General features: G+C 64.0%; 19 protein-coding genes. 10 read left to right on the top strand and 9 right to left on the bottom strand.

The window, feature by feature from the left end; genetic code table 11:
- Nucleotides 1-71: 71 nt before the first annotated feature.
- Entirely contained in the window at nucleotides 72-752 is a 681-nt protein-coding gene (gene yrfG, locus DBO86_RS13945) for a GMP/IMP nucleotidase (protein WP_108233966.1), read from the bottom strand.
- A 266-nt stretch (nucleotides 753-1,018) separates the two neighbouring features.
- Between yrfG and nudE the strand changes: the two genes are divergently transcribed.
- Both nudE and cysQ read left to right on the top strand, forming a co-directional pair.
- A complete protein-coding gene (gene nudE, locus DBO86_RS13940; RefSeq protein WP_108233965.1) occupies nucleotides 1,019-1,585 on the top strand; it encodes an ADP compounds hydrolase NudE in 567 nt (188 codons plus the stop codon).
- Nucleotides 1,582-2,400 (top strand): 3'(2'),5'-bisphosphate nucleotidase CysQ, encoded by an 819-nt coding sequence (gene cysQ / locus DBO86_RS13935; protein WP_003458772.1) that lies wholly within the window; start codon nucleotides 1,582-1,584, stop codon nucleotides 2,398-2,400. Before nudE ends, cysQ begins: the two co-directional genes overlap by 4 nt.
- Nucleotides 2,401-2,507: 107 nt before the next feature.
- Here cysQ and DBO86_RS13930 read toward each other — a convergent pair whose 3' ends face one another.
- From DBO86_RS13930 to gshB, 8 genes are all read right to left on the bottom strand, one after another.
- Nucleotides 2,508-4,415, bottom strand: a complete 1,908-nt coding sequence (locus DBO86_RS13930; protein ID WP_108233964.1) for a beta-ketoacyl synthase — start codon at nucleotides 4,413-4,415, stop codon at nucleotides 2,508-2,510.
- Between the two features lie 440 nt (nucleotides 4,416-4,855).
- Nucleotides 4,856-6,127, bottom strand: a complete 1,272-nt coding sequence (locus tag DBO86_RS13925) for a dihydroorotase (RefSeq protein ID WP_108233963.1) — start codon at nucleotides 6,125-6,127, stop codon at nucleotides 4,856-4,858.
- Nucleotides 6,127-7,134, bottom strand: coding sequence for an aspartate carbamoyltransferase catalytic subunit (locus DBO86_RS13920; protein WP_003458776.1), 1,008 nt, complete (start codon nucleotides 7,132-7,134; stop codon nucleotides 6,127-6,129). Before DBO86_RS13920 ends, DBO86_RS13925 begins: the two co-directional genes overlap by 1 nt.
- An 11-nt stretch (nucleotides 7,135-7,145) precedes the next feature.
- Nucleotides 7,146-7,649, bottom strand: coding sequence for a bifunctional pyr operon transcriptional regulator/uracil phosphoribosyltransferase PyrR (gene pyrR, locus DBO86_RS13915; RefSeq protein WP_072423459.1), 504 nt, complete (start codon nucleotides 7,647-7,649; stop codon nucleotides 7,146-7,148).
- A gap of 146 nt (nucleotides 7,650-7,795) precedes the next feature.
- On the bottom strand, nucleotides 7,796-8,233 hold the full coding sequence (ruvX, locus tag DBO86_RS13910; protein WP_104729935.1) for a Holliday junction resolvase RuvX: 438 nt from the start codon (nucleotides 8,231-8,233) through the stop codon (nucleotides 7,796-7,798).
- Entirely contained in the window at nucleotides 8,230-8,799 is a 570-nt protein-coding gene (locus DBO86_RS13905) for a YqgE/AlgH family protein (protein ID WP_104729936.1), read from the bottom strand. The genes ruvX and DBO86_RS13905 overlap by 4 nt, the downstream gene beginning before the upstream one ends.
- 121 nt (nucleotides 8,800-8,920) lie before the next feature.
- Complete coding sequence (locus DBO86_RS13900) at nucleotides 8,921-9,817, bottom strand: energy transducer TonB (RefSeq protein ID WP_104729937.1); 897 nt, start codon at nucleotides 9,815-9,817, stop codon at nucleotides 8,921-8,923.
- Nucleotides 9,818-9,905: 88 nt separating this feature from the next.
- Complete coding sequence (gene gshB / locus DBO86_RS13895) at nucleotides 9,906-10,862, bottom strand: glutathione synthase (protein WP_108233962.1); 957 nt, start codon at nucleotides 10,860-10,862, stop codon at nucleotides 9,906-9,908.
- A 242-nt stretch (nucleotides 10,863-11,104) separates the two neighbouring features.
- On the opposite strand from gshB, the gene pilG reads away from it, so the two are divergent.
- The 8 genes from pilG to DBO86_RS13855 all read left to right on the top strand — a co-directional run bounded on the left by pilG (nucleotide 11,105) and on the right by DBO86_RS13855 (nucleotide 24,339).
- Nucleotides 11,105-11,512 carry a twitching motility response regulator PilG gene (gene pilG / locus DBO86_RS13890; RefSeq protein WP_003458788.1) on the top strand — a complete coding sequence of 136 codons (408 nt, stop codon included), beginning with the start codon at nucleotides 11,105-11,107 and terminating at the stop codon, nucleotides 11,510-11,512.
- Nucleotides 11,513-11,558: 46 nt separating this feature from the next.
- On the top strand, nucleotides 11,559-11,924 hold the full coding sequence (gene pilH / locus DBO86_RS13885; protein ID WP_003458790.1) for a twitching motility response regulator PilH: 366 nt from the start codon (nucleotides 11,559-11,561) through the stop codon (nucleotides 11,922-11,924).
- A 45-nt stretch (nucleotides 11,925-11,969) separates the two neighbouring features.
- Nucleotides 11,970-12,506 carry a chemotaxis protein CheW gene (locus DBO86_RS13880; protein WP_108233961.1) on the top strand — a complete coding sequence of 179 codons (537 nt, stop codon included), beginning with the start codon at nucleotides 11,970-11,972 and terminating at the stop codon, nucleotides 12,504-12,506.
- An 81-nt stretch (nucleotides 12,507-12,587) separates the two neighbouring features.
- The gene (locus DBO86_RS13875; RefSeq protein WP_108233960.1) at nucleotides 12,588-14,624 is read left to right on the top strand and encodes a methyl-accepting chemotaxis protein; all 2,037 of its coding nucleotides are present in this window, start codon (nucleotides 12,588-12,590) and stop codon (nucleotides 14,622-14,624) included.
- A 60-nt stretch (nucleotides 14,625-14,684) separates the two neighbouring features.
- Entirely contained in the window at nucleotides 14,685-15,545 is an 861-nt protein-coding gene (locus tag DBO86_RS13870; RefSeq protein WP_108233985.1) for a protein-glutamate O-methyltransferase, read from the top strand.
- A gap of 25 nt (nucleotides 15,546-15,570) precedes the next feature.
- Nucleotides 15,571-22,842 (top strand): Hpt domain-containing protein, encoded by a 7,272-nt coding sequence (locus tag DBO86_RS13865; protein WP_108233959.1) that lies wholly within the window; start codon nucleotides 15,571-15,573, stop codon nucleotides 22,840-22,842.
- A complete protein-coding gene (locus DBO86_RS13860) occupies nucleotides 22,839-23,858 on the top strand; it encodes a chemotaxis protein CheB (protein ID WP_108233958.1) in 1,020 nt (339 codons plus the stop codon). Before DBO86_RS13865 ends, DBO86_RS13860 begins: the two co-directional genes overlap by 4 nt.
- 10 nt (nucleotides 23,859-23,868) lie before the next feature.
- On the top strand, nucleotides 23,869-24,339 hold the full coding sequence (locus DBO86_RS13855) for a chemotaxis protein CheW (protein ID WP_108233957.1): 471 nt from the start codon (nucleotides 23,869-23,871) through the stop codon (nucleotides 24,337-24,339).
- The last annotated feature ends 12 nt before the right edge of the window (nucleotides 24,340-24,351 follow it).

Raw genomic sequence — 24,351 nt, 5'->3', positions numbered from 1 at the left:
GCGCTCAGGTGCGGCGGGGGCTTGGCCTTGGCGGCGATCGGCATCATTCACGATCGCCGGCAAGCCGGCTCCTACAGTGAGGGCGTCGCAGGCAGTCCGTGCACCAACTCCCGGTAGTCCCCCACTGCGGCGAACTCCTCGGTATCTTTAGGCCCGGCCTGGCTGTCTGGTTGGCGCACGGCGAGCAGATGGGCGACGCCAAAGCGTCCGGCGCTACGCAGGATCGGCAGGCTGTCGTCGATGAACAGGGCCCTCGCAGGGTCGAAGTCGACATCCTGGCGCAGGGCGAACCAGAACTGCTGATCCTCCTTGGGGAAACCGTAGTCGTGGGAGCTGATCAGGCGTTCGAACCAGGGCGCCAGCTCGACGCGTTCCAGTTTCAGTGACAGTGAGTCGCGGTGCGCGTTGGTGATCAGCACCACGCGCTTGCCAGCTTCGCGCAGGGCGCGCAGAAACAGCTCGGCATCCGCGCGCAGGGCGATCAGGTGGGCGACCTCGCGCTTGAGGTCACGGATCGACAGCCGCAGCTCGCGGCTCCAGAAGTCGGTGCAGTACCAGTTCAGCGTACCGGCATGCTGGCGAAACAGCGGCAGCAGCTCGGCCTCGGCCAGCGCCAGGCTGAGGCCGTGGTGCTCGGCGTAGCGCTGCGGCAGGTGGGTGAGCCAGAAGTGGTTGTCGAAGTGCAGGTCGAGCAGGGTGCCGTCCATATCCAGCAGGACGGTGTCGATCTGGTGCCAGGGCAGTGGGGGCATGGGGTCGTCTTGCGCTCGAAGGTCGTGAATCTGCCGGCCTGCGTCGCGAACGTGCAATCTGCGCCGGGGATAATCGGAAAAGCCGCGGTATGATAACCCGCCAGGTCACGCTAGCAGGCCGTTGAAAACGTCGGCGAGGCAGGCAAGACAAGGCAAAAACGGCCGAAAAAGCGGAGTTTACGATTGTAAATGAGCATTTTGAGGGCGTTTTTAACGCAGTATTGCCAACGCAGGTAGTTTTCAACGACCTGCTAAGGAGTCGTTCCATGCGCCAAAAACCCACGGTCCTCGCCCGCGAAATCGTCGCCAGCAGCCGCCTGTTTCGTGTCGAGCAAGTGCAGTTGCGCTTCTCCAATGGCGCTGAGCGCACCTATGAGCGACTGGTCGGCAAGGGTTCCGGCCATGGTGCGGTGATGGTGGTGGCGATGCTCGACGCCGAGCACGCGGTGCTGATCGAGGAGTATTGCGGCGGCACCGATGATTACCAGCTGTCGCTGCCCAAAGGCCTGATCGAGCCGGGTGAAGACGTGTTGGTGGCAGCCAACCGCGAGCTCAAGGAAGAGGCCGGTTTCGGCGCGCACGAACTGGAGTACATCACCGAACTGAGCCTGTCGCCTGGTTACATGAGCCAGAAGATTCAGGTGGTGCTGGCGCGCAATCTGTATGAAGAGCGCCTGCCGGGTGACGAGCCCGAGCCGATGCGGGTCGACCGCATCAGCCTGCGCGAGCTGTCCAGCCTGGCCAAGCACGAACAGTTCAGTGAAGGCCGCGCACTGGCGGCGCTGTACCTGGTGCGCGACCTGCTGACTCAGCGCGGGGAGTACCGTCCATGAGCCATCCCTACATCCCCAAGGTAATCGACCTGGTTCGTGCCGCCGGCGCGGCGACCCTGCCGTACTGGCGCAGCGATGTGGCGGTGACGGAGAAGGCCGATGCCTCGCCGGTGACCGCCGCCGACCTGGCCGCGCACCATATCCTGCTCGATGGCCTGCAGGCGCTGGCGCCGGAGGTGCCGGTGCTGTCGGAGGAGGCCGCCGACATTCCGCTGGCTGAGCGCGCCGCCTGGACGCGTTGGTGGCTGGTCGATCCGCTCGATGGCACCAAGGAATTCATCGCCGGCTCCGAAGAGTTCACGGTCAATGTCGCGTTGATCGAACAGGGACGAGTGGTCTTCGGTGTGGTGGGTATTCCCGCCAATGGCCGCTGCTATTACGGCGGCGCTGGTCTGGGCGCCTGGTGTAGCGACGTGCCGGGCAAGGAGTATTCGATCAGCGTGCGCCTGGCGCCTGCGCAGGGTTTCACCCTGGTAGCCAGCAAACGTCACTCCAGCGCCGCGCAGGAAACTCTGCTGGTGGGGCTTTCCGCGCGTTTCGGCGAGCCGGCGCTGGCCAATATCGGCAGTTCGCTGAAGTTCTGTCTGCTGGCCGAAGGCAATGCCGACTGCTACCCGCGTCTGGCGCCTACCTCGCAGTGGGACACCGCCGCGGCACAGGGCGTGCTGGAAGGGGCGGGTGGCGAAGTGCTGAATCTGGCCGGCGAAGTGCTGACCTACGAGGCGCGCGAATCCTTTCTCAACCCCTCGTTTCTGGCCTTGCCGGCCGCCGCCGAGTGGCGTGGCGAGCTGATCGAGCTGGCGCGTAGTCTGTAGCCTTGACACTTTACCTGTAGGAGCGAGCTCTGCTCGCGAACCCTGGTGACCCAGAAGCTTCGCGAGCAGAGCTCGCTCCTACGGTTTGTGCGTCGTTGCTGCTTCGCTCAATCGAGCATATCGCTGTAACGAGCGTCCTTCCGGAACACCAGTGGCTGGTCGAAGCCCGGCACCTTCACTTCTTCGGTGGTGATGGAGATCGCCTGGTCGTCGATCATGTCGTTGCCGAAGTTGTAGATGATGTCCAGCTTGCCCTGCAGGGCAAGCTGATCGTACGCGGCAGCGGCGGCACGGGTGCTCTCGCGGCGCGCCAGGTAGGCGTCGAAGGCGACCTGGCCGTGGCGTTTGCGCAGCATGCGCTCGGCTACGTGTGGGGCCAGCACCAGGGCGCTGGCATTGTTGCCGCCAAAGCCCTTGGAGTTGATGAAGGCCACGTCCAGCGTGTGGTCACCCACTTTGCGATCGATGGTGGACAGGCTCAGATGAGCCTGATGCACGTCAGCGGCGACCGCATCGATGGTCTTGATGCCCGGCACGATGCCGTACCTGAAGGCGCCGAGCGCGGCGATCACCTGGTCGCCGCTGGCGGTGGCCAGGGAGTGGCCGACGAAGGCCTTCACCGCCGTGACCGGCCATTGCTCGATACCGAAGGTTGCCGCGACGCGGTCGAGAATCTCCGACTCGGTGACACGGTTGGCCGGGGTGCTGGAGCCATGGGCGTGGACGAAGCTGCGGTTGCGCACGGCGTCCAGGCCGAGCAGTTGCACGGCGCTGGCCACGGCCTTGGCCACGGTCAGGTAGTTGCCCGGGCCGGGAGCGGAAATGGATTTCTTGAAACCATCGGCGTTGATGAACACGTCCGGCACCGCGCCGTGAATGTCGGCGCCCAGCTCCAAGGCCAGTTCGTCGTCCATCAGCACCACGAACTGGCAGGCTTCGGCCAGGGTGAAGCCGCAGTTGTCGCCGAACGGGCGGCTGGCGCGGCGGAAGTCCACGTCGCTCTTGCCTTCGATCTGACGCAGGCCTTCTTCGGTGGCCAACGCACCCATAGCGCCGTAACCCTCGATGCATTCCTGGTTGATCGGTGCCTCGCTGCTGCCGACGATCACCACGCGTGCCTTGCCGCTGGCGATCTGCTCGATGCCCTTCTGCAGGTTGTAGAGGAAGGTGGCGCAGGCACCGGTGATGCTGCCGGTGGTGCCGACGCTGCCGAGCACGTAGGCGTTGATGAAGTCCGCCGGCATGGTATTGAGGCCCAGGGCCAGCTGCTTGGCGGTAACGCGACCGCCTTTCAGGCGCGACTGCATCATGCCGCCGAAGCCGTTCTCGTCGAGCTGGCTCATGATGCAGCTGGCAAACACGGCGATCTCGTCCGGGGCGACATGCTGGACGATGCGCTGCCAGTCGATGCCCACCGAGCGCAGCGCGTCAGTGACGCCGACCACGGTCATGGCCAGGCCGCGCGGATGGAAACGCGCGTTGTACAGCTCGCTCGGCTCGAACCCGGTGGGTAACTGACCGGCGGACTTCACCGCCAGTGGGCGGTAGCTGTCGACCTTGAATTCGCAGCTGTCGTGCAGGGTGACGCGCACTTCATTGCCGTCGAGCTCTTCTACGGACCAGTTGGCCGGCAGTGGCTCGGGCAGTTGCTTGCGCTGGGTGATGAAGCTCAGGTTGGCACCATTGGCGGGAGCGACGTCGATGCTCTTCTGCCAGTGGGCGGCGTCCGGGTCCAGGTGCTGCTTCTCGATGCGGCGTACCAGAGTGCCGGCGAGAATCTCCTTGCCGTAGCGGCTTTCGATCTCGGCCAGGCTCAGTGCTTGGCCGTCCTGATCCTGATACTGGCCATCGACCACGCGTACCAGCTTCATCATCTGCGCCAGCCCGGCCAGGGTTTCCTGGCGCGCCTGGGGTTCCAGCGACTCCTGCACGGTACGGCGAAAACCATGGTGGAAGGAGCTGCGCCCGGCTGCGTTGTAACCCCCAAAACCCACGATCACAGGTAAGCGCGACATAACTCAAAAGCTCCTGAACAAGGCCAGCGCGACGCCAGGCCGGCGCCTTGGGCGCGGGCGGGGTCATAGGGCGGTGGCATTTGGAAAATTTCGGCTGCCTAACCTGACGTGGATCATGACCGTCGAGTCACTACTTCGTCCAATGTCGTGGCGAGTGCGATGCTTGTCGCGAACGATGAAGTTGGTCGTTGGGCGCAGAGCGAACCGGGACGCCGGCCGCTCGGAACACCACCCGTAGAGCGGCCTCGCTCGCGAAGCGAGCAGCCCGCCGGTGGCACCACAACTTACGCCCAGGACTACTGAAACCCGGGCTTTCAGGGCGTAGGGCGGACTCAGGAGCGCCAGCGAACAGTCCGCCGGCCCATGCAGCGTTCGGTACCACCGCTCACGCCCAGTACTCCCGCCAAAGGCGTACTGCTTCGCGAGTACGCCCTACTCATTCAAGCCTGGTAGCTGATATGCCCGTCAACCAGCGTGTAGCGCACCGCGCCCGGCAGGCAATGGCCGATGAACGGGCAGTTGCTGCCCTTGGAGTACCACTGCTCACCGGCGACGGTGGAGGCCTGCGCATCGAACAGCACGATATCGGCAGCGCCGCCGACGCTCAGCTTGCCGGCCGGCAGGCGCAATGCGTTGGCCGGGCCGCTGGACAGGCGCGCCAGCAGCGTCGGCAGATCCAGCAGACCGTCCTGCACCAGGCTCATGGCCAGCGGCAGCTGCAGTTGCACGCTGCTGATGCCCGGCTCGGTGGCGGCGAAGGGCGCCAGCTTGGCGTCGCGTTCGTGCGGTTGGTGGTGGCTGGCGATGGCCGAGATCACTCCGGCCTTTACCGCTTCGCGCAGACCATCGCGATCCGCACGCGAGCGCAGTGGTGGCTGCACGTGATAGAGACTGGAAAAATCGATCAGCGCCTCGTCGGTGAGGATCAGTTGGTACAGCGCCACGTCGGCGGTCACCGGCAGGCCACGGGCCTGGGCGGCGGCGATCAGCTCGGCGCCACGGGCGCTGGTGATCTGGCTGAAGTGCGCACGTACGCCGCTCTGCTCCACCAGCAGCAGGTCGCGGGCCAGGGCCACAGTCTCGGCGGTTTCCGGGATGCCGGCCAGGCCGAGGAAGCTGGCGGTCGGGCCCTCATCCGCCAGCCCGCCTTCGGCCAGGTCGGCATCCTGCGAATGGAAGATCACCTGCAAGTCGAAGGTGGCCGCATATTCCAGCGCGCGGCGCAGGGTGCGGCTGCTGCGGAAGTTGTCCAGGCCGTTACCGAAGGCGACGCAACCGGCATCGCGCAGGGCAACCAGCTCGGCCAGTTGTTCGCCAGCCAGCCCCTTGCTCAGCGCGCCAATGGGGAAGACCTTGGTGTGTCCGGCTTCGCGGGCGCGGTCGAGGATCAGCTCAGCCACCGCCGAGGTGTCCAGCACTGGCTTGGTGAACGGTGGGCAGCACAGGCTGGTGACGCCGCCGGCCGCAGCGGCCAGGGTTTCCGTGGCGATGCTGCCCTTGCGGCTATAGCCAGGCTCACGTAGGGCCACCGACAGGTCGACCAGGCCGGGCGCTGCGATAAGGCCTTGGGCGTCGAGACTGTTGTCGGCAACGAAGCCGGCCGGCGCTTGACCAGTGGCGACCAGCTTGCCGCCATCTATATAGAGGTCAGTGACCTGATCCAGGCCGCTGGCCGGGTCGATCACGCGGGCGCCGAGGATTGCGGTACGCATCAGTTGGCCTCCTCGGCGTTGAGTTGACGTTGGGCATTCTGCCCGCTCATGGCCATCGACAGCACGGCCATGCGGATGGCGATGCCGTAGGTGACCTGGTTGAGGATCACCGACTGCGGGCCGTCAGCCACTGCCGACTCGATCTCCACGCCGCGGTTGATCGGGCCCGGGTGCATCACCAGGGCATCCGGCTTGGCCAGTTTCAGGCGCTGCTCGGTGAGGCCGAACAGGCGGTAGAACTCGCCCTCGCTGGGCAGCAGGCCGCCCTGCATGCGCTCGCGCTGCAGGCGCAGCATGATCACCACGTCGACGTCCTTGAGGCCTTCATTGGCATCACTGAATACGCGCACGCCGTAGCTTTCCTCCAGGCCGACGGGCAGCAGGGTCTTCGGCGCAATGACGCGGATATCCGGGCAGCCCAGGGTTTTCAGCGCCAGCATGTTCGAGCGTGCCACCCGCGAGTGCAGGATGTCGCCGACGATGGCCACCGACAGATTCTCGAAGTCGCCCTTGTGCCGGCGAATGGTGAGCATGTCGAGCATGCCCTGGGTCGGGTGCGCATGGCGGCCGTCGCCACCGTTGATGATCGCCAGGTTAGGGCACACGTGCTCGGCGATAAAGTGCGCGGCGCCGGAGTCGGCATGGCGCACGACGAAGATGTCGGCGGCCATGGCCTCGAGGTTGCGCAGGGTGTCGAACAGCGTCTCGCCCTTGCTGGTCGAGCTGGTGGAGACGTTGAGGCTGATAACGTCGGCCGACAGGCGCTGGGCGGCCAGCTCGAAGGTGGTGCGGGTGCGCGTGGAGTTCTCGAAGAACACGTTGCACACGGTCTTGCCGCGCAGCAGTGGGACTTTCTTCACCGCGCGCGCGCCGACTTCGAGGAAGGAGTCGGCGGTGTCGAGGATTTCGGTCAGCAGCTCGCGGGGCAGGCCGTCGAGTGAGAGGAAGTGGCGCAGCTGACCTTGGTCGTTCAGCTGCAGCGGGCGCTTGGCGGCGAGTGGCGTCATCGCGGGGAGTCTCAGTTGGCGAGCGTCTGGAGTTCGAGGGTCAGCGGCGTGGGGCCGGACAATTTTACCCGCTCGTTGGTGGCCAGCGACAGGGTGGCGCCGACCACGTCGGGGCGGATCGGCAACTCGCGGGCGCCCAAGTCGAGCAGGCTGACCAGGGTCACGCTGGCGGGGCGGCCGTAGTCGAACAGTTCGTTCAGCGCTGCGCGGATGGTGCGCCCGCTCATCAATACGTCGTCGATCAGCACCAGGTGCTGGCCTTCGATCTCGAACGGCAGTTCGGACGGTTGCACCTGCGGGTGCAGGCCGTTCTGGGTGAAGTCGTCGCGGTAGAAGGACACATCGAGGATGCCCAGCGCGTCATCGCGCCCCAGGGCGGCAAGCAGGGCCTGGGCGACCCAGACGCCGCCGGTGCGGATGCCGATGAAGCGCGGCTCGCTGATCTGGCGTTGGTTCAGATGCTGGGTCAGCGCACTGGCCATGGCCGGTAGCAGGTCGTTGGGGTTGGGTAGCATGGCGAAACTCCATATATGAACAGCTTCTGAGAGCGTAAGCGAGGCCGCCGAGGCAAGGCAAAAACAGGCGAGGAAGCGCAGTTTACGAGTTGTAAATGAGCATTCCGAGCCTGTTTTTAACGCAGCATCGGCAACGCAGCTAGCTCTCAGCCCGTGCAGTTTTCCTCGAGCCAGCCTTGCAGCAGCAGGGCGGCGGCAATGGCATCGATCGGGCGCTCGCGATAGCCGCCACTCTGGCCTTCGCGCAGGCGTTGGCCTTTGGCCTCGAAGGTGGTCAGGCGTTCGTCGTGGGTGTAGGCCGGCAGGTTGAAGCGGCCGTTGAGGCGGCGGGCGAATTTCTCGGCGCGGGCGCTCATTTCGCTGGGCGTGCCGTCCATGTTCAGCGGCAGGCCGACCACCACGGCGTCCGGCTGCCATTCCTTGAACAGCGCTTCGACGCGGCTCCAGTCCGGCACGCCATTCTGCGCCTTGAGCACGCACAGCTCACGGGCCTGGCCGGTAATCACCTGGCCGACGGCGACGCCGATCTGCTTGGTGCCGTAGTCGAAGCCCAGCAGCAGGCGCAGTGGCTTGTCGCTCATCAGGCGTGCCCGACTTGCGAGGTCAGCAGGCTGAGGTTGACGCCCAGGCGCGCGGCTGCGGCATCGAGGCGCTGGTCGAACGGCAGGTCGAAGAGAATGCTGCTGTCGGCGGGGCAGGTCAGCCAGGCGTTGTCGGCCAGTTCGGCCTCCAGTTGTCCGGCATCCCAGCCGGCATAGCCGAGGCTGATCAGGTAGCGGTCCGGGCCGCTGCCGTCGGCGATGGCGAACAGCACGTCCTGCGAGGTGGACAAGCCCAGTTCGCCCAGCTCCAGGGTCGCCTGGAACTGTGGGCCGGCCGGGTGCAGGACGAAACCACGGTCGGTCTGTACCGGGCCGCCAGCGAATATTGGCAGGCTATGGCACAGCGCCGCGGGCTCTTCATCGGGGCGCAGTTGTTCGAGCACATCGGCCAGGTTGAGGCCGTTGGGTTTGTTGATCACCAGGCCCATCGCGCCCTGCTCGTTGTGTTCGACCAGGTAGGTGACGGTCTGCGCGAAGTTCGGATCGTCCATGTGCGGCATGGCGATCAGGAAGTGATGCTTGAGCGAGGTGGGAGCTGATTTCTTCATGACGCCTAGTTTGGAGCGACAGGCGGCAAGCTACAAGCGTGAGCAGTGCTTTGCCGGATTTCACCCAGGCTGCTGGCGCCACTTCGCAGGGGGCGCCGTGCGCACCGAGGATCAGGGTTGGCTAATTACTCGACAGTCGATCACCGCGCTCGAAGCGCCAGGTGCGGATGATTTCCAGGCGGTCGATATCGGCCAGGTCGCCGGTGAAGGGCGCATAGGGCGCGGCCAGGCGCACGATGCGTTGCGCGGCCTGGTCGAGTACCGCCTGGCCGGATGATTCCAGCACCTGTACTTCATACAGCGAACCGTCGCGGTTGATCGACACCAGCAGGCGCAGGCTGCCATAGATGCGCTGGCGGCGGGCGTCGTCGGGGTAGTTGAGGTTGCCGATGCGTTCGACCTTCTTGCGCCACTCGTCCTTGTACCAGGCGCCCTTGTCGCGCATGGTCGAGGCAGCATTGAGGCGATGAATCTTCGGGCGCTTGGCATAGGCCTGCACCTCCTGCGCCAGTTCCGCTTCCAGGCTGGCTATCTCGGCGGACAGTTGGGCAGCGTCGAATACCGGCGCCGGGCGCGTTGTCGCAACCGGCTTGGCTTCCTCGCGTTTGACTGGCGTCTTCTGCTGCTGCGGGGCGCGGGTGGCGACGGCGGCCTTGGTCGCCTCCTGTCGGGTGGCGGGCTGCTGCGGCGTGGCGGGCGGCGTGACCTTGCGCACCTCGCTGTCCTGAAAGGGCGCCTGCTCGGTAGTCTTCGGTGCGGCGGTATGCTCCAGGGTGCCGCTGCCTTGCTGGTTGTCCTGAGCGAGGAAATCGGCCTTGTCCGGTGCTTTTTCGCTCTTGAAGGTGGACAGGGTGATTTCCAGTGTCTTGCTGATTTCCGGTGGCGACTCCAGGGTGAAACCGACGCCAAGGATCACCGCTACGTGCAGTGCAGCGGCAAGAAAGAGGGTGAACCCGAGGCGATCCGCCGGTCGGACGGTGGCGGAGGGCGCGCTGGTTGAGGAGGCTGCTGCGTTCATCGCGTATCGGGTCTGCTTTCGAATGTCGCGCAGTCTGCCGGGTAGCGGTGGGCGCCTGCAAGTTGCAGGCGCCAGGCTGCCACTTGCGTCAAGCTTTTAGTCCGCGCTTGCGTGCAATGCAGTCCATCAGGCGTTCGCCGATGCGGGTATCGAAGGCGGCATCGATCTCGCGGATGCAGGTCGGACTGGTGACGTTGATTTCCGTCAGATGGTCGCCGATTACGTCGAGCCCGACGAAGATCAGGCCTTTTTCGCGCAGGGTGGGGCCAACTGCCGCAGCGATCTCGCGGTCGCGTTCGGTCAGTGGGCGGGCCTCGCCGCGTCCGCCGGCAGCCAGGTTGCCGCGAGTCTCGCCGGCGGCCGGGATGCGCGCCAGGCAGTAGGGTACCGGTTCGCCGTCTATCATCAGGATGCGCTTGTCACCGTCCTTGATCGCCGGCAGGTAGGCCTGAACCATGATCTGTTGGCGACCATGCAGGGTCAGTGCTTCCAGAATCACGGAAAGATTCGGGTCGCCTTCACGGTGACGAAAGATTTGCGAACCACCCATGCCATCAAGGGGTTTGAGAATGATGTCACGGTGCTCATCGGCAAACTGGCGCACAATGTCGGGGCGCCGAGTGACCAGAGTGGGGGGTGTGTACCGAGGGAACTGGGTGGCGAAGAATTTTTCGTTGCAGTCGCGCAGACTCTGCGGCCGATTGACCACCAGTACGCCGTCGTTCTCGGCCTGCTCAAGCAGGTAGGTGGAGTAGACGAATTCGTTATCGAAAGGTGGATCCTTGCGCATCAGGATCACGTCCAGTTCGGCCAGCGGCGTGTCCTGTTCGGCATCCAGGGCAAACCAGCGTTGCGGGTCGTTGAATACCTCCAGCGGGCGCATGCGGGCACGGGCCTGACCACGAACCTGGTAGAGATCCTGCTGCTCCATATAGAACAGCGACCAGCCGCGTGCTTGAGCGGCCAGTAACATGGCCAGCGAGCTGTCCTTCTTGAAGGAAATGTTGGCAATCGGATCCATGACGATCCCGAGACGAAGGCTCATGGGGGGAAATCTCCGCGAGATAAGAGGGTTGAGGCCTGGTTGGCTATGCCTTGTGAGGCTGTCAGGGTGGCGTTGGCGATGGCCTTGGTCAAGGGCTGGCGCAGCCCCGGCAGGCTTATAGATTGCATCTGGAGAGTGTGCTACAAAGGCCCGGCGACTGGGCCAAAGCCCATCGGCAACAGGGCCTCAGGCATACTGATAACGTGAATATAACGACTCACCGAGGCGATGGTAGGGCGAAAATGGAACAGCATTCCGAGGGTTTGAAAGTGATGGTGATCGACGATTCGAAAACGATTCGTCGCACCGCTGAAACTCTGCTGAAAAAAGTGGGCTGTGATGTCATCACTGCGGTCGATGGCTTCGATGCCCTGGCCAAGATTGCCGACACTCACCCCAGCATCATCTTTGTCGACATCATGATGCCGCGCCTCGATGGGTATCAGACCTGTGCCCTGATCAAGAACAACAGTGCCTTCAAATCCACCCCGGTGATCATGCTGTCCTCCAAGGACGGCCTGTTCGACAAGGCCAAGGGGCGCATCGTCGGCTCCGATCAATACCTGACCAAGCCTTTCAGCAAGGAAGAGCTGCTCGGTGCGATCAAGGCTCATGTGCCGGACTTCACCCCGGTGGAACAAGCCTCCTGACGTTCCGGCCTGACCGCCGTACGCCACTTCTGTATTGGGAAACACCATGGCTCGAATTCTAATTGTTGATGACTCCCCGACCGAGATGTACAAGCTGACCGCCATGCTGGAAAAACATGGGCACCAGGTACTCAAGGCGGAAAACGGCGCTGACGGCGTGGCTCTGGCTCGCCAGGAAAAGCCCGACGCGGTGCTGATGGACATCGTCATGCCCGGCCTCAACGGCTTTCAGGCGACCCGTCAGCTGACCAAGGACGCCGAGACCAGCCACATCCCGGTGATCATCGTCACCACTAAGGATCAGGAAACCGACAAGGTCTGGGGCAAGCGCCAAGGCGCCAAGGACTACCTGACCAAGCCGATCGACGAAGATACCTTGCTGAAGACCCTCAATGCGGTACTGGCCGGCTGATGCCGTGCTGTCCGTGTACTAAATAAAAAGAAGGCCAAGGCTGGCATGTCCGCGCAGACTCCTTTCCAGATTCTCCTTGAGATTGACCAGCGCTGCCGGGTCTTGGCGGCTGGCCTGCCGTCGCAGCAGGCGGCGGTGCAGAGCTGGAGCGGCATCGGCTTTCGCATGGGCGAGCGATTCTTCGTCGCGCCGATGGGGGAAGTGGGAGAAGTGCTGCACGAGCCGCGCTACACCCTGCTGCCGGGTGTGAAGGGCTGGGTCAAAGGGGTGGCCAATGTGCGTGGCCGCCTGCTGCCGATCATGGACCTGTGCGGGTTCTTCGGTAATGAACTTTCGCCGCTGCGCAAGCAGCGGCGAGTGCTGGTGGTGGACCACCAGGAAATCTTCGCTGGCCTTACCGTCGACGAGGTTTTCGGCATGCAACATTTTCCCGTGGATGCATTTTCAGAACAACTGCCGCCTCTCGAGGCGAGCATTGCGCCGTTTATCCACGGAGTCTTTCAACGAGAACAACCCTGGTTGGTGTTCAGCCCTCATGCGCTGACCACTAATCCGGGTTTTCTCGATGTGTCCTATCAGTAGATTTTCGGTTGGGCCGGTTTTGCCGGCTCTTTGGCGTTACATGGGAACCGTAGTGCGGTCGGTCCAGGCGGGGGCCAGATAATGAAAAAACTAAATACAGGCAATTTGTTGGCGGGGGCACGGAGCAGTACGCTGATCGCAGCGCTGTTCGTCGTGCTTATCGTTTCCATCGTGCTGTTGTTCGCGAACTTCGCCTACATCAACACCCAGTCCAACTACGATACCGAGTACATCAGCCACTCCGGTGAGCTGCGCGTACTGTCCCAGCGGATCGCCAACAACGCCACTGAGGCTGCGGCGGGCAAGGCAGAGGCATTCGGCCTGCTGCGTGCTGCGCGTAACGACTTCCAGCGGCGCTGGAGTTACCTGACCGACGGTGATGCCAATACCGGCCTGCCTCCGGCACCTTCTTCGGTGCAAGCGCAGATGGCTGCGGTGCAGCAGGACTGGGACAGCCTGCGGCAGAACACCGACGCCATTATTGCCAGTGAGCAGACCGTACTGTCGCTGCACCAGGTAGCCGCCACCCTGGCGGAAACCATTCCGCAATTGCAGGTCGAGTACGAGGAAGTGGTCGACATCCTGCTGGAAAGCGGTGCACCGGCTGCCCAGGTCTCTGTGGCCCAGCGTCAGTCGCTGCTGGCCGAGCGTATTCTCGGCTCGGTGAACAAGGTACTGGCCGGTGACGAAGACTCGGTACAGGCCGCCGACATGTTCGGTCGTGATGCCAGCCTGTTCGGTCGCGTACTGGCCGCCATGCTCGAAGGCAACGCGGCGATGGAGATCAGCCAGGTGACCGACGAGGAGGCCCTCGAGCGCCTGGCCGAGATTTCCGAGCTGTTCGAATTCGTATCCGGTTCGGTGGACGAGATTCTCGAGACCTCGCCGGAACTGTTCCAGGTACGTGAATCGGCGAACTCGATCTTCACCGTTTCGCAGACCCTGCTGGACAAGGCCTCCGAACTGGCCGCCGGTTTCGAAGGCCTGGCCTCGGGCCGTGCCATCAATACCCTGTTCGGCTACGTGCTGGGTGCCCTGGCGCTGGGGTCGATCATCCTCATCGGTCTGGTGATGGTGCGCGAGACCAACCGTCGTCTGGCCGAGACCGCCGAGAAGAACGAACGTAACCAGGCGGCGATTCTGCGTCTGCTCGACGAAATCGCCGACCTCGCCGACGGTGACCTGACCGTGGCCGCGACGGTAACCGAAGACTTCACCGGTGCCATCGCCGACTCCATCAACTACTCCATCGACCAGCTGCGCGAGCTGGTAGCCACCATCAACCTGACCGCCGTTCAGGTAGCCGGTGCTGCCCAGGAAACCCAGGCCACGGCAATGCACCTAGCCGAGGCTTCCGAGCACCAGGCGCAGGAAATTGCCGGTGCCTCCGCGGCGATCAACGAAATGGCCGTGTCGATTGACCAGGTATCGGCGAACGCCTCGGAATCCTCCGCGGTAGCGGAACGTTCCGTAGCCATCGCCAACAAGGGCAACGAAGTCGTACACAACACCATCACCGGCATGGATAACATCCGTGAGCAGATCCAGGACACCTCGAAGCGAATCAAGCGCCTCGGTGAATCGTCCCAGGAGATCGGTGACATCGTTAGCCTGATTAACGACATTGCCGACCAGACCAACATCCTTGCACTGAACGCCGCGATCCAGGCGTCGATGGCCGGTGATGCCGGTCGCGGCTTCGCCGTGGTAGCGGACGAGGTACAACGCCTCGCAGAACGTTCCTCGGCGGCGACCAAGCAGATCGAGGCGCTGGTAAAAACCATTCAGACCGACACCAACGAAGCCGTTATCTCCATGGAGCAGACGACTTCCGAAGTGGTGCGCGGTGCCCGCCTGGCGCAGGACGCCGGGGTGGCCCTGGAAGAGATCGAGAAGGTATCGAAAACCCTCGCGGCCCTCATCCAGAACATTTCCAACGCCGCCCGCCAGCAGGCTTCGTCTGCGGGCCACATTTCCAACACCATGAACGTGATCCAGGAGATCACCTCGCAGACGTCCTCGGGTACCACCGCCACCGCCAAGAGCATTGGTAACCTGGCCAAGATGGCCAGTGAGATGCGCAAGTCGGTATCCGGTTTCACCCTGCCAGACGCCTGATAAAGGAGTGCGGAGGCTGGCTGCAGCCTCCGCTACACAGCCATGACCCAGGGCGAAGGTATGCAGTCAGCGGGCGTGTGGGCATTGCGCCCGGTGGCCGATATGTCGCAAGCCGATTTCCACGACTGGCAGACGCTGCTCGAGGCGCGTACCGGTGTGGTGATCAGCGAGCAGCGGCGCGCTTTTCTGCAGACCAACCTGAGTGCGCGCATGCGCGAACTGGGCGTCACGGATTACGCCAGCTACTACCAACAGGTCACCGATGGCCCACGCGGCGCAGTGGAGTGGTCGACCCTGCTGGATCGTCTGACCGTGCAGGAAACCCGCTTTTTCCGCCATCCACCGTCGTTCGAGGTGCTCTCGCAGTACCTGCAGGAGCGTCTGGCGGCGGGCCTGGGCAAACCCTGGGAATTGTGGAGCGTGGGTTGCTCCAGTGGTGAAGAGCCGTATTCGCTGGCGATTCAGGCCGCGGAGGTTCTGCAAGGCAGCGAGTTGCCCGAACACTTCGCGGTGACCGGTACCGATATCAGTCAGGGCGCACTGAGCAAGGCACGCGAGGCGTGCTACTCGGCGCGACGCCTGGAGCAGGTGAGTGACGAGCTGCGCGAGCGCTACTTTCTCGCCCAGGCCGATGGACGCTTCAAGGTGGGACCGAGCCTGGCCGCGCGTGTGTGCTGCGCCAAGCTCAATGTGTTGGAACTGGCCAAGGCGCCGATGTCCGGCATGGATGTGATTTTCTGTCAGAACTTGCTGATCTATTTCCGCCGCTGGCGTCGCCGCGACATCCTCAATCGCCTGGCCGAAAGCCTGGCGCCGGGTGGCCTGCTGGTCGTGGGCGTGGGCGAAGTAGCCGGTTGGCAGCACCCGCAACTGGTGCCGGTGGCCGACGAGCGAGTTCTGGCGTTTACCCGCAAGGGATAAGGCCAAGTTTATGAGTGGAGTGGCTATGGGTGATCGGCATGATTATGTCGCCCTGGAGTGGGTCAAAGGCGAGATCGGGGAAACCCTGAAGCAGGCGCGGCAAGCCCTGGAGGCGTTCGTCGAGAACCCGCAGGACCCTACGCGCATGCGCTTCTGCTTGACCTACGTGCACCAGGTTCACGGCACCTTGCAGATGGTCGAGTTCTACGGCGCGGCTCTGCTCGCCGAGGAAATGGAGCAGTTGGCCAAGGCACTGATGGAAGGTCGCGTGGCCAACCAGGGCGAAGCCCTGGAAGTGCTGATGCAGGCCATTCTGCAACTGCCGGTGTACCTCGACCGCATCCAGACCGCTCGCCGCGACCTGCCTATGGTCGTGCTGCCGCTGCTCAACGATCTGCGCGCCGCCCGTGGCGAGAAGCTGCTGTCGGAAACCAGCCTGTTCTCCCCGGACATGTCCGCACGCCTGCCGGCGCTGCCGTCCGATAGCCTGGCGCGCCTGCGTACCGCCGAGCTTCCGGTGCTGCTGCGCAAGCTGCGGCAGATGCTGCAAATGGCCCTGGTCGGCGTGATCCGCAATCAGGACCTGGCGACCAATCTCGGTTACATGGCGCGCGTCTTCGCTCGTCTGGAAACGCTGTGCAAGGACGCCCCGTTGGGCGGCCTGTGGCAGATCGCTTCCGGCATGGTCGAAGGTCTGGCCAACGGCAGTGTGGTCAACGGTACCTCGGTGCGTACCTTGCTGCGTCAGGTCGACAAGGAGCTCAAGCGCCTGGTCGAGCAGGGTGCCGATGGCATCAACCAGCCCGCTAGCGACGAATTGACCAAGAACCTGTTGTTCTATGTGGCCAAGGCGCCGGCGCAGTCGCCGCGTATTCGCGCCCTGAAGGAGCAGTATCGTCTCGACGAAGCGCTGCCCGACAACGAAGTGGTGGATGAGGAACGTGCCCGTCTGGCAGGTCCCGACCGTGATGCCATGCGTTCTGTGGTGGCGGCTCTCTGCGAAGAGTTGGTGCGGGTCAAGGACAGCCTGGACCTGTTCGTGCGCAGTGATCGCAGTCAACCCAGTGAGCTGGACGCCCTGCTGGCGCCGCTCAAGCAGATCGCCGATACCCTCGCAGTGCTCGGTTTCGGCCAGCCGCGCAAGGTCATTCTCGACCAGATCGACGTGATTCACGGCCTGTCCCTCGGCCAGCGCGAGCCCAACGATGCCGTGCTGATGGACGTTGCCGGTGCGTTGCTCTACGTCGAGGCGACGCTGGCCGGCATGGTCGGGCCGAGCGATGACAGCAAGAACGAACAGAGCCACCTGCCCACCACCGATGTGGCGCAGATTCATCAGTTGGTGATCAAAGAGGCGCGCAACGGTCTGGAACAGGCCAAGGACGCGATCATCGAGTTCATCGCCTCGCAGTGGAACCACGAGCATCTGGCACGTGTCCCCGGCCTGCTGACGCAGGTGCGTGGCGGCCTGGCGATGATTCCGCTGCAGCGCGCTGCCGACCTGCTCAATGCCTGCAACCGCTACATTCAGGAACAGTTGCTGGCGCGCAAGGCCGTGCCCAACTGGCAGAGCCTGGACACCCTGGCAGACGCCATTACCAGCGTCGAGTATTACCTCGAGCGTCTGGCCGAGGACCATGGCACGCAGGGCGACCTGATTCTCGACGTCGCCGAGGAGAGCCTGGAAGCACTGGGTTATCCGCTCAAGGAAAAACCGTCGATTCTCGACCGCGTCGAACCGCAGGAGGAAAGCCTGGCGCCGCTGGCTGACCCGCTGCAGGAAATCGAACTGCTGGGCGCCGAGGACGAACAGCTCGAAGAGCCCCTCGCCGAGATCGAGCCGCTGGCCTTCGAGTCGGGCGATGCACCTGACGAAGCCGTTGCCGAGCTGGAGCTGGTCGACATCGAGCCTGACCTGCCAGCAGTGAGCGAGAGCGCCGAGACCTTCACCTTCGAACTGGGCGAGCTCGAAGAGCTGCCCAGTACGCAGAGCGAAGAGATCATCGCCGCACCGTTGTTCGACGCCCAGGCCGAGCCGGCGTTGGAGCTCGAAGAGCTGAGCCTGGAGCAACTGGCCGAAGCGAATCAGTGGGACGAGCTGGAGTTGGCCGATCTGGAACTGCCGGAAGTCGAGCTGCCCAGCGCGCCGCACATCCAGGTCGAGGAGCCAGTGGCAGAGAAGCCGCTGTCAATGGCTGACGTGATGGCCGCACCGGTGCAGGCGATCAATCCACCTGCCGCCGATGTGCCGCCGAGCCTGTTGCCGCCGCCTGCCGATGAAGAGCCGGTGGATGAAGAGTTGCTGGAAGTCTTTATCGAAGAAGTCGGCGAGGTGCTGGAAACTATCGGCGAATACCTGCCGCAGTGGCAGGCCGATACCGATAACAAGGACGCGCTGATCGAAGTGCGTCGGGCCTTCCACACGCTCAAGGGCAGCGGCCGCATGGTTCGCGCGCTGATCATCGGCGAGCTGGGCTGGTCCATCGAAAATTTGCTCAACCGCGTGCTGGACCGCAGCATCGAACCGAGTGCACCGGTGCAGCAGGTAGTGCTCGACGTAGTGGCGCTGATGCCGGCGCTGGTCGACGAGTTCGCCGCCAAGGCTCAGCGTCAGCGTGACGATGTCGATCTACTGGCGGCCACCGCGCATGCCCTGGCCAAGGGGCTGACGCCCCCAAAATCTGACGCCCCGGCCGCCCAGCAGGTAGCCGAGCCCGTGGGCGTTGACGACGCTACCGAGGTCGTCGAGCAGGTCGAGTCGGTCACCGACCAACCGCTCGATAGCGAGTCTCTCAATGGTGAGCCCCTTGACTCACAGTTGCTGGAAATCTTCCGCAACGAGGCGGAAACCCATCTGGATACCCTGGTGGGCTTTCTCGCCGATTGCGCCCAGGAGCTGCCGCAGCCAGTCACCGACGACCTGCAGCGTGCGCTGCACACCCTCAAGGGCAGTGCCTATATGGCCGGCATCCTGCCGGTGGCAGAAATCGCTGCGCCGCTGGAGAAGCTGGTCAAGGAGTTCAAGACCAACCTGATTCAGGTGGATCTGGCGGCCGCCGAGTTGTTGAGCAGCGCCGAGGGCGTGTTCCGTATCGCTCTCGACAATCTCGAGACTCAGCCTCTGGCACCTATTCCCGGCGCCGAGGCATTCCTTGCCCGCGTCCAGGCGCTGCATCAGGAACGTCTCGCCAACGCCGAAGACGAGCGCATGGCACAGAGCGGTGAAAGCCGCGATCCGCAGATGATCAGCATCTTCCTCGCCGAAGGCATGGACATCTTGCTGGATGCCGAGGACCTGCTGCGTAAATGGCGCGAGCATCCGTCCGAGCGCCAGGAGCTGTCTGCGCTGCTGGAAGAGCTGACCACGCTCGGTCGTGGCGCCGAAATGGCCGAGCTGCCGCAGATCGACGAGCTCTGCGAGGCCCTGCTGGATCTCTATGGTGCCGTCGAGGAAGGCAGCCTGGCCGTCAGCGAACGCTTTTTCGACGAAGCGGAAAAGGCTCACGAAGCGCTGATCGGCATGATGGATCAGGTCGCTGCGGCCTTGCAGGTCAGCCCGCAACCCGAGCGCGTACAGGCGCTGCGTGAGCTGCTCAGCGAAGCCATCGATCCGCATACCCTGGCCTTGCTGGCGCCTGGCGTCGAGGGGCTGGAAATCATCGAGCTGGACCAGGCCACTGCCGAACTGGAGCAAGCTGAGGCCGAGCCGGTGCAGTGGCAAGAGACGCCCGCCGAACCGGTAATCGTCGAGGACGCTGGCCTGGAACTGCAGGCCGAGGCCGAACTGGGCTTCAGCCCTGTCGACGCCGACCTCGATGAGGAAATGGTCGAGATCTTCCTCGAAGAGGCTGTGGATATTCTCGATAGCGCCGGTCAGGCGCTGGAGCGCTGGCTCAGTGAGCCGGACAACACCATGCCGTTGTCCTCCCTGCAGCGCGACCTGCACACCCTCAAGGGTGGTGCGCGGATGGCCGCGATTCGCCCGATTGGCGATCTAGGCCACGAACTGGAGTCGCTCTACGAGGGTTTGGTCGACCGCCGTTACAACTATTCGCCAGCGCTGGGCAGCCTGTTGCAGCAAAGCCATGATCGCCTGGCGCAGATGCTCGATCAGTTGCAGGCCCGCCAGCCGCTGGTCTCTGGTGACGACCTGATTCAGGCAATTCGTCAGTTCCGCCAGGGTGGCATGCCGCAGAGTCTGTCGGCCGCCGTGGCTCAGGTTGAACCGGCGCTGGACGACGAGCTCGTCGAGTCGATCGAAACGGTGGAGCCCGATAGCTTCGAGCTGCCGCCTCTGGCACTGGTCGAAGACGAAATCGTGCTCGACGAAGCGTCACAGGCAGAGCCTGAGGCAGAGTTGCCGCTGATCGACGAAGTCGAGCTGGTGTTGCCCGAAGATGAACTGCCGCCGCTGGCCGAGGCTATCGTCGAGCCAGAGCCAGAGCCAGAGCCAGAGCCAGAGCCACAAGGCACGCTGGCCAACTGGCATGAAGAGCGCGATCCCGAGTTGGTGGAAATCTTCCTCGAGGAAGGTTTCGACATCATCGACAGTGCCGGTGCCGCTCTGCAGCGCTGGATGGGCGATGTCGACAACAGTCTGGAGCTGGAAGCCCTGCAGCGTGATCTGCACACCCTCAAGGGTGGTGCGCGCATGGCCGAGATTCGTGAAATCGGCGATCTGGCCCATGAGCTGGAATTCCTTTACGAGGGGCTCGGTGGCGGTCGCCTGCGAGCCAGTCAGGAGTTGTTTACCCTGCTGCAGGCCTGCCACGACCGTTTGGCCGAGATGCTCGAAGCCGTGCGTGGTCAGCGCGCGGTGCCGCAGGGCCATGCCCTGATCGAGACGATCAAGCGCTTTCGTGCCAACCCTGATGAGCAACTGAGCATGCCGTCGGCAGTCCAACTCAGGGCTGTGGTCGAGAGCGATGAAGCCGAAGAGGCTGACAGCGACATCCTCGATATCTTCCTGGAAGAAGGCGATGACCTGCTCGAAGCGATGGAGGCGGCGATCGGGCGTTGGGAAGAACAACGTGATGATGTCAGCGCCATCGACGAGATGCTGCGCACGCTGCACACCCTCAAGGGCGGCGCACGCCTGGCCGGGCAGAAGCGCCTTGGCGATCTGAGCCACGACCTGGAGCAGCATCTCAGCGAGGCGCTGCAGCAGGGGGCACCCTGGCCGGAAAGTCTGCTGCTCGATGTGCAGTCCGGTTTCGAAGGACTGCAGAATGAGCTCGATGTGCTGCGCCAGCGCCTCAGCGCCAGCCTCGGCGATGAGCCAGTGGTTACCGAATCAGCCGCGGCGCCTGCGAACAATCTGCTCAACCCGATCATTGCTGCCAGTGACGTGCCGAGCCAGTTGCAGGCACCGAAGGTGCTGCCGTTCGTGCAGCGTGCGCAGGAGGCAGCGCTGGAGGCGGCATCCCGCCGCGCGCCACAGGAGCTGGTCAAGGTACCAGCGGAGCTGCTCGAAGGTCTGGTCAACCTGGCCGGTGAGACCTCGATCTTCCGTGGCCGTGTCGAGCAGCAGGTGAGCGATGTCGGCTTCACCCTGAGCGAGATGGAAGCGACTATCGACCGCGTGCGTGACCAGCTGCGCCGTCTCGACACCGAGACCCAGGCGCAGATCCTCAGTCGCTATCAGGCCGAAGCCGAGCGCGCCGGTTATGAAGATTTCGACCCACTGGAGATGGACCGCCACTCGCAACTGCAGCAGCTGTCCCGTGCGCTGTTCGAGTCGGCTTCGGACTTGCTCGATCTGAAGGAAACCCTGGCGGCGAAGAACCGCGACGCCGAGACCCTGCTGCTGCAACAGGCGCGGGTCAACACCGAACTGCAGGAAGGTCTGATGCGCACCCGCATGGTGCCGTTCGACCGTCTGGTGCCGCGCCTGCGTCGCATCGTGCGTCAGGTCGCCGGCGAGCTGGGCAAGCAGGTCGAGTTCGTCGTCGGCAACGCCGAAGGGGAAATGGATCGCACCGTGCTCGAGCGCATCGTCGCGCCGCTGGAACACATGCTGCGCAACGCCGTCGACCATGGCATCGAGCAGGCCGAGGTACGCCGCGCAGCCGGCAAGCCGGATACCGGCACCATTCGCCTCAACCTGGGGCGTGAGGGGGCCGATATCGTCCTGACCCTGGACGATGACGGCGCAGGTATTCGCCTGGATGCCGTACGCCGTAAAGCCATCGAACGTGGCCTGATGGATGCCGACAGCGACCTCAGCGATCATGAGGTGCTGCAGTTCATCCTCGAAGCCGGTTTCTCCACGGCCGAGAAGGTCACGCAGATTTCCGGGCGTGGCGTCGGCATGGATGTGGTGCACTCGGAGGTCAAGCAACTGGGCGGCTCGATGAGCATCGAGTCGAGCCTCGGCCAGGGCACGCGCTTCACCATCCGCCTGCCGTTCACCGTGTCGGTCAACCGTGCGCTGATGGTGTACTCCGGCGAAGACCTGTATGCCATTCCGTTGAACACCATCGAAGGTATCGTGCGGGTTTCGCCGTTCGAGCTGGAGGCTTATTACGCGCCCGATGCACCGCGCTTCGAGTACGCCGGCCAGACTTACGAGCTGAAGTACCTGGGCGACCTGCTGAACAACGGTCAGCAGCCCAAGCTGGTAGGCCAGAGCCTGCCGCTGCCGGTGATCCTGGTGCGCTCCAGCGAGCATGCCGTGGCGGTGCAGGTGGACAGCCTGGCCGGTTCGCGCGAGATCGTGGTGAAGAGCCTGGGCCCGCAGTTTGCCGGGGTGCACGGCATCTCCGGTGCGACCATCCTCGGTGACGGTCGCGTGGTGGTGATTCTCGACCTGCTGGCAACCATTCGTGTGCGGCATGCACATCTGCAGAGCCAGTTGACGCCGCGCCTGGCTTCGCGTCAGGCGGCTGCCAACGAGGAAGTGGAAGTCGATCGTCCGACGCTGGTCATGGTGGTGGACGACTCGGTCACCGTGCGCAAGGTCACCAGCCGCCTGCTCGAGCGTAACGGCATGAACGTAGTCACCGCCAAGGACGGTGTGGACGCCATCGCCCAGTTGCAGGAACACAAGCCCGACATCATGCTGCTGGACATCGAGATGCCGCGCATGGACGGATTCGAGGTGGCGACCCTGGTGCGTCACGACGAGCGCCTCAAGGACCTGCCGATCATCATGATCACCTCGCGTACCGGCGAGAAGCACCGCGAGCGGGCCATGGCCATTGGCGTCAACCAGTACCTCGGCAAGCCCTATCAGGAGTCCTTGCTGCTCGACACCATTGCACAGTTGGTCGATAGCCACCGGGTCAAACGGACATGACAGACAAATCCTCCGCGCGTATCGCAGTAATCGCCGACACCTCGCTGCAGCGCCATGTGCTGCAGCAGGCTTTGGCCGGTGGCGGCTATCAGGTGGTGCTCAACAGCGACCCGGCGCGCCTCGATGAGGAAGCGCTGGCAGCCTGCGAGACCGACCTGTGGCTGGTGGATCTGGCGCAGTCGGAAGATTCGCCGCTGGTCGACAGCCTGCTGGAACGCGCCAGTGCCCCAGTGCTGTTCGGCGAGGGCCACGCCCCAGAGCGTCATTCGGAAAACTATCCGCGTTGGGAGCGCAGCCTGTTCGGCAAGCTCAAGCGCCTGGTTGGCGACCCGACCCAGGCGGTCGGGCCGAGCCTCCAGGCATTGCTCGATGAGGCGCAGCGTCCGGCGCGCCTGGAACTGCCGCAGGCGTTGGCCAATACTCCGTTGAAAGCTGGCGAGCCGGCCCGTCAGGTATGGTTGCTGGCCGCCTCGCTGGGCGGCCCGGCGGCGGTCAAGGCGTTCCTCGATGCCCTGCCGGGTGGTCTGCCGATTGGCTTCATCTATGCCCAGCACATCGACGCCAGTTTCGAGGCGGCATTGCCGCAGGCCGTCGGTCGGCATAGCCAGTGGCATGTCAACACGGCGCGTCATGGTGATCCGGTGCGTTGTGGTGAGGTGGTGGTGGCGCCGATCACCCGCGAGCTGGGTTTCGCCGAAGACGGTGCGATGCAGCTTGCCGAGCGCGGCTGGCCTGAGCCGTACAGCCCCTCCATCGACCAGATGATGCTCAACCTGGCGCAGCAGTTCGGTGCCCAGTGCGGCGTGATCGTGTTCAGCGGCATGGGCAGCGATGGCAGCGCCGCTGCCGCATACGTCAAACGCCAGGGCGGGGTGATCTGGACCCAGCGCGCCGACAGCTGTGCCAGCCCGAGCATGCCTGACAGCCTGCGTGAGGGCGGCTACAGCAGTTTCAGCGCTGACCCGCGAGAGCTGGCCGTGGCCCTGGTCAATCACCTCGCCGAACATTGCAGTTGAGGACGTTTCAATGAGCCAAGCCGTCGCCACCCAGAACAGCACCGAAGGTCTGACCGGCCTGCTGGTGCCGCTGGCCGACCGCACCCTGTTGCTGCCCAACGTGGCGGTGGCCGAGCTGATTCCCTATCGCGCACCACAGGTCAGCGAAGGCATGCCTGAGTGGTTTCTCGGTCAGATTGCCTGGCGTGATCTGCGCTTGCCGCTGTTGTCCTTCGAGGCGGCCAGCGGTGGCCAGGCGCAGGTTACCGGTGGCGCCCGCGTGGCGGTGATCAACGCCCTCGGTGGCCGGCCCAAGGTCAAGTTCATCGCCCTGCTGGTGCAGGGCATTCCACGTTCGCTGAAGGTTGGCAGCGATCTGCCGGCGGCCGACGTCGAACTGGCGCCGCTGGAACTAGGGGCTGCGCGTGTCGGTGACGATGTAGTGCGTATTCCGGATCTGGCGGCGCTGGAACAACTGCTCGCCGATGCCGGCCTGATCTGAAGTGACCAGGCG

The sequence above is a fragment of the Ectopseudomonas oleovorans genome (assembly GCF_003052605.1).
In the GTDB taxonomy this organism is placed as follows: domain Bacteria; phylum Pseudomonadota; class Gammaproteobacteria; order Pseudomonadales; family Pseudomonadaceae; genus Aquipseudomonas; species Aquipseudomonas oleovorans_A.
Note: the sequence above shows the minus strand (reverse complement) of the source record. Positions and strands in the feature narration are given on the sequence as shown.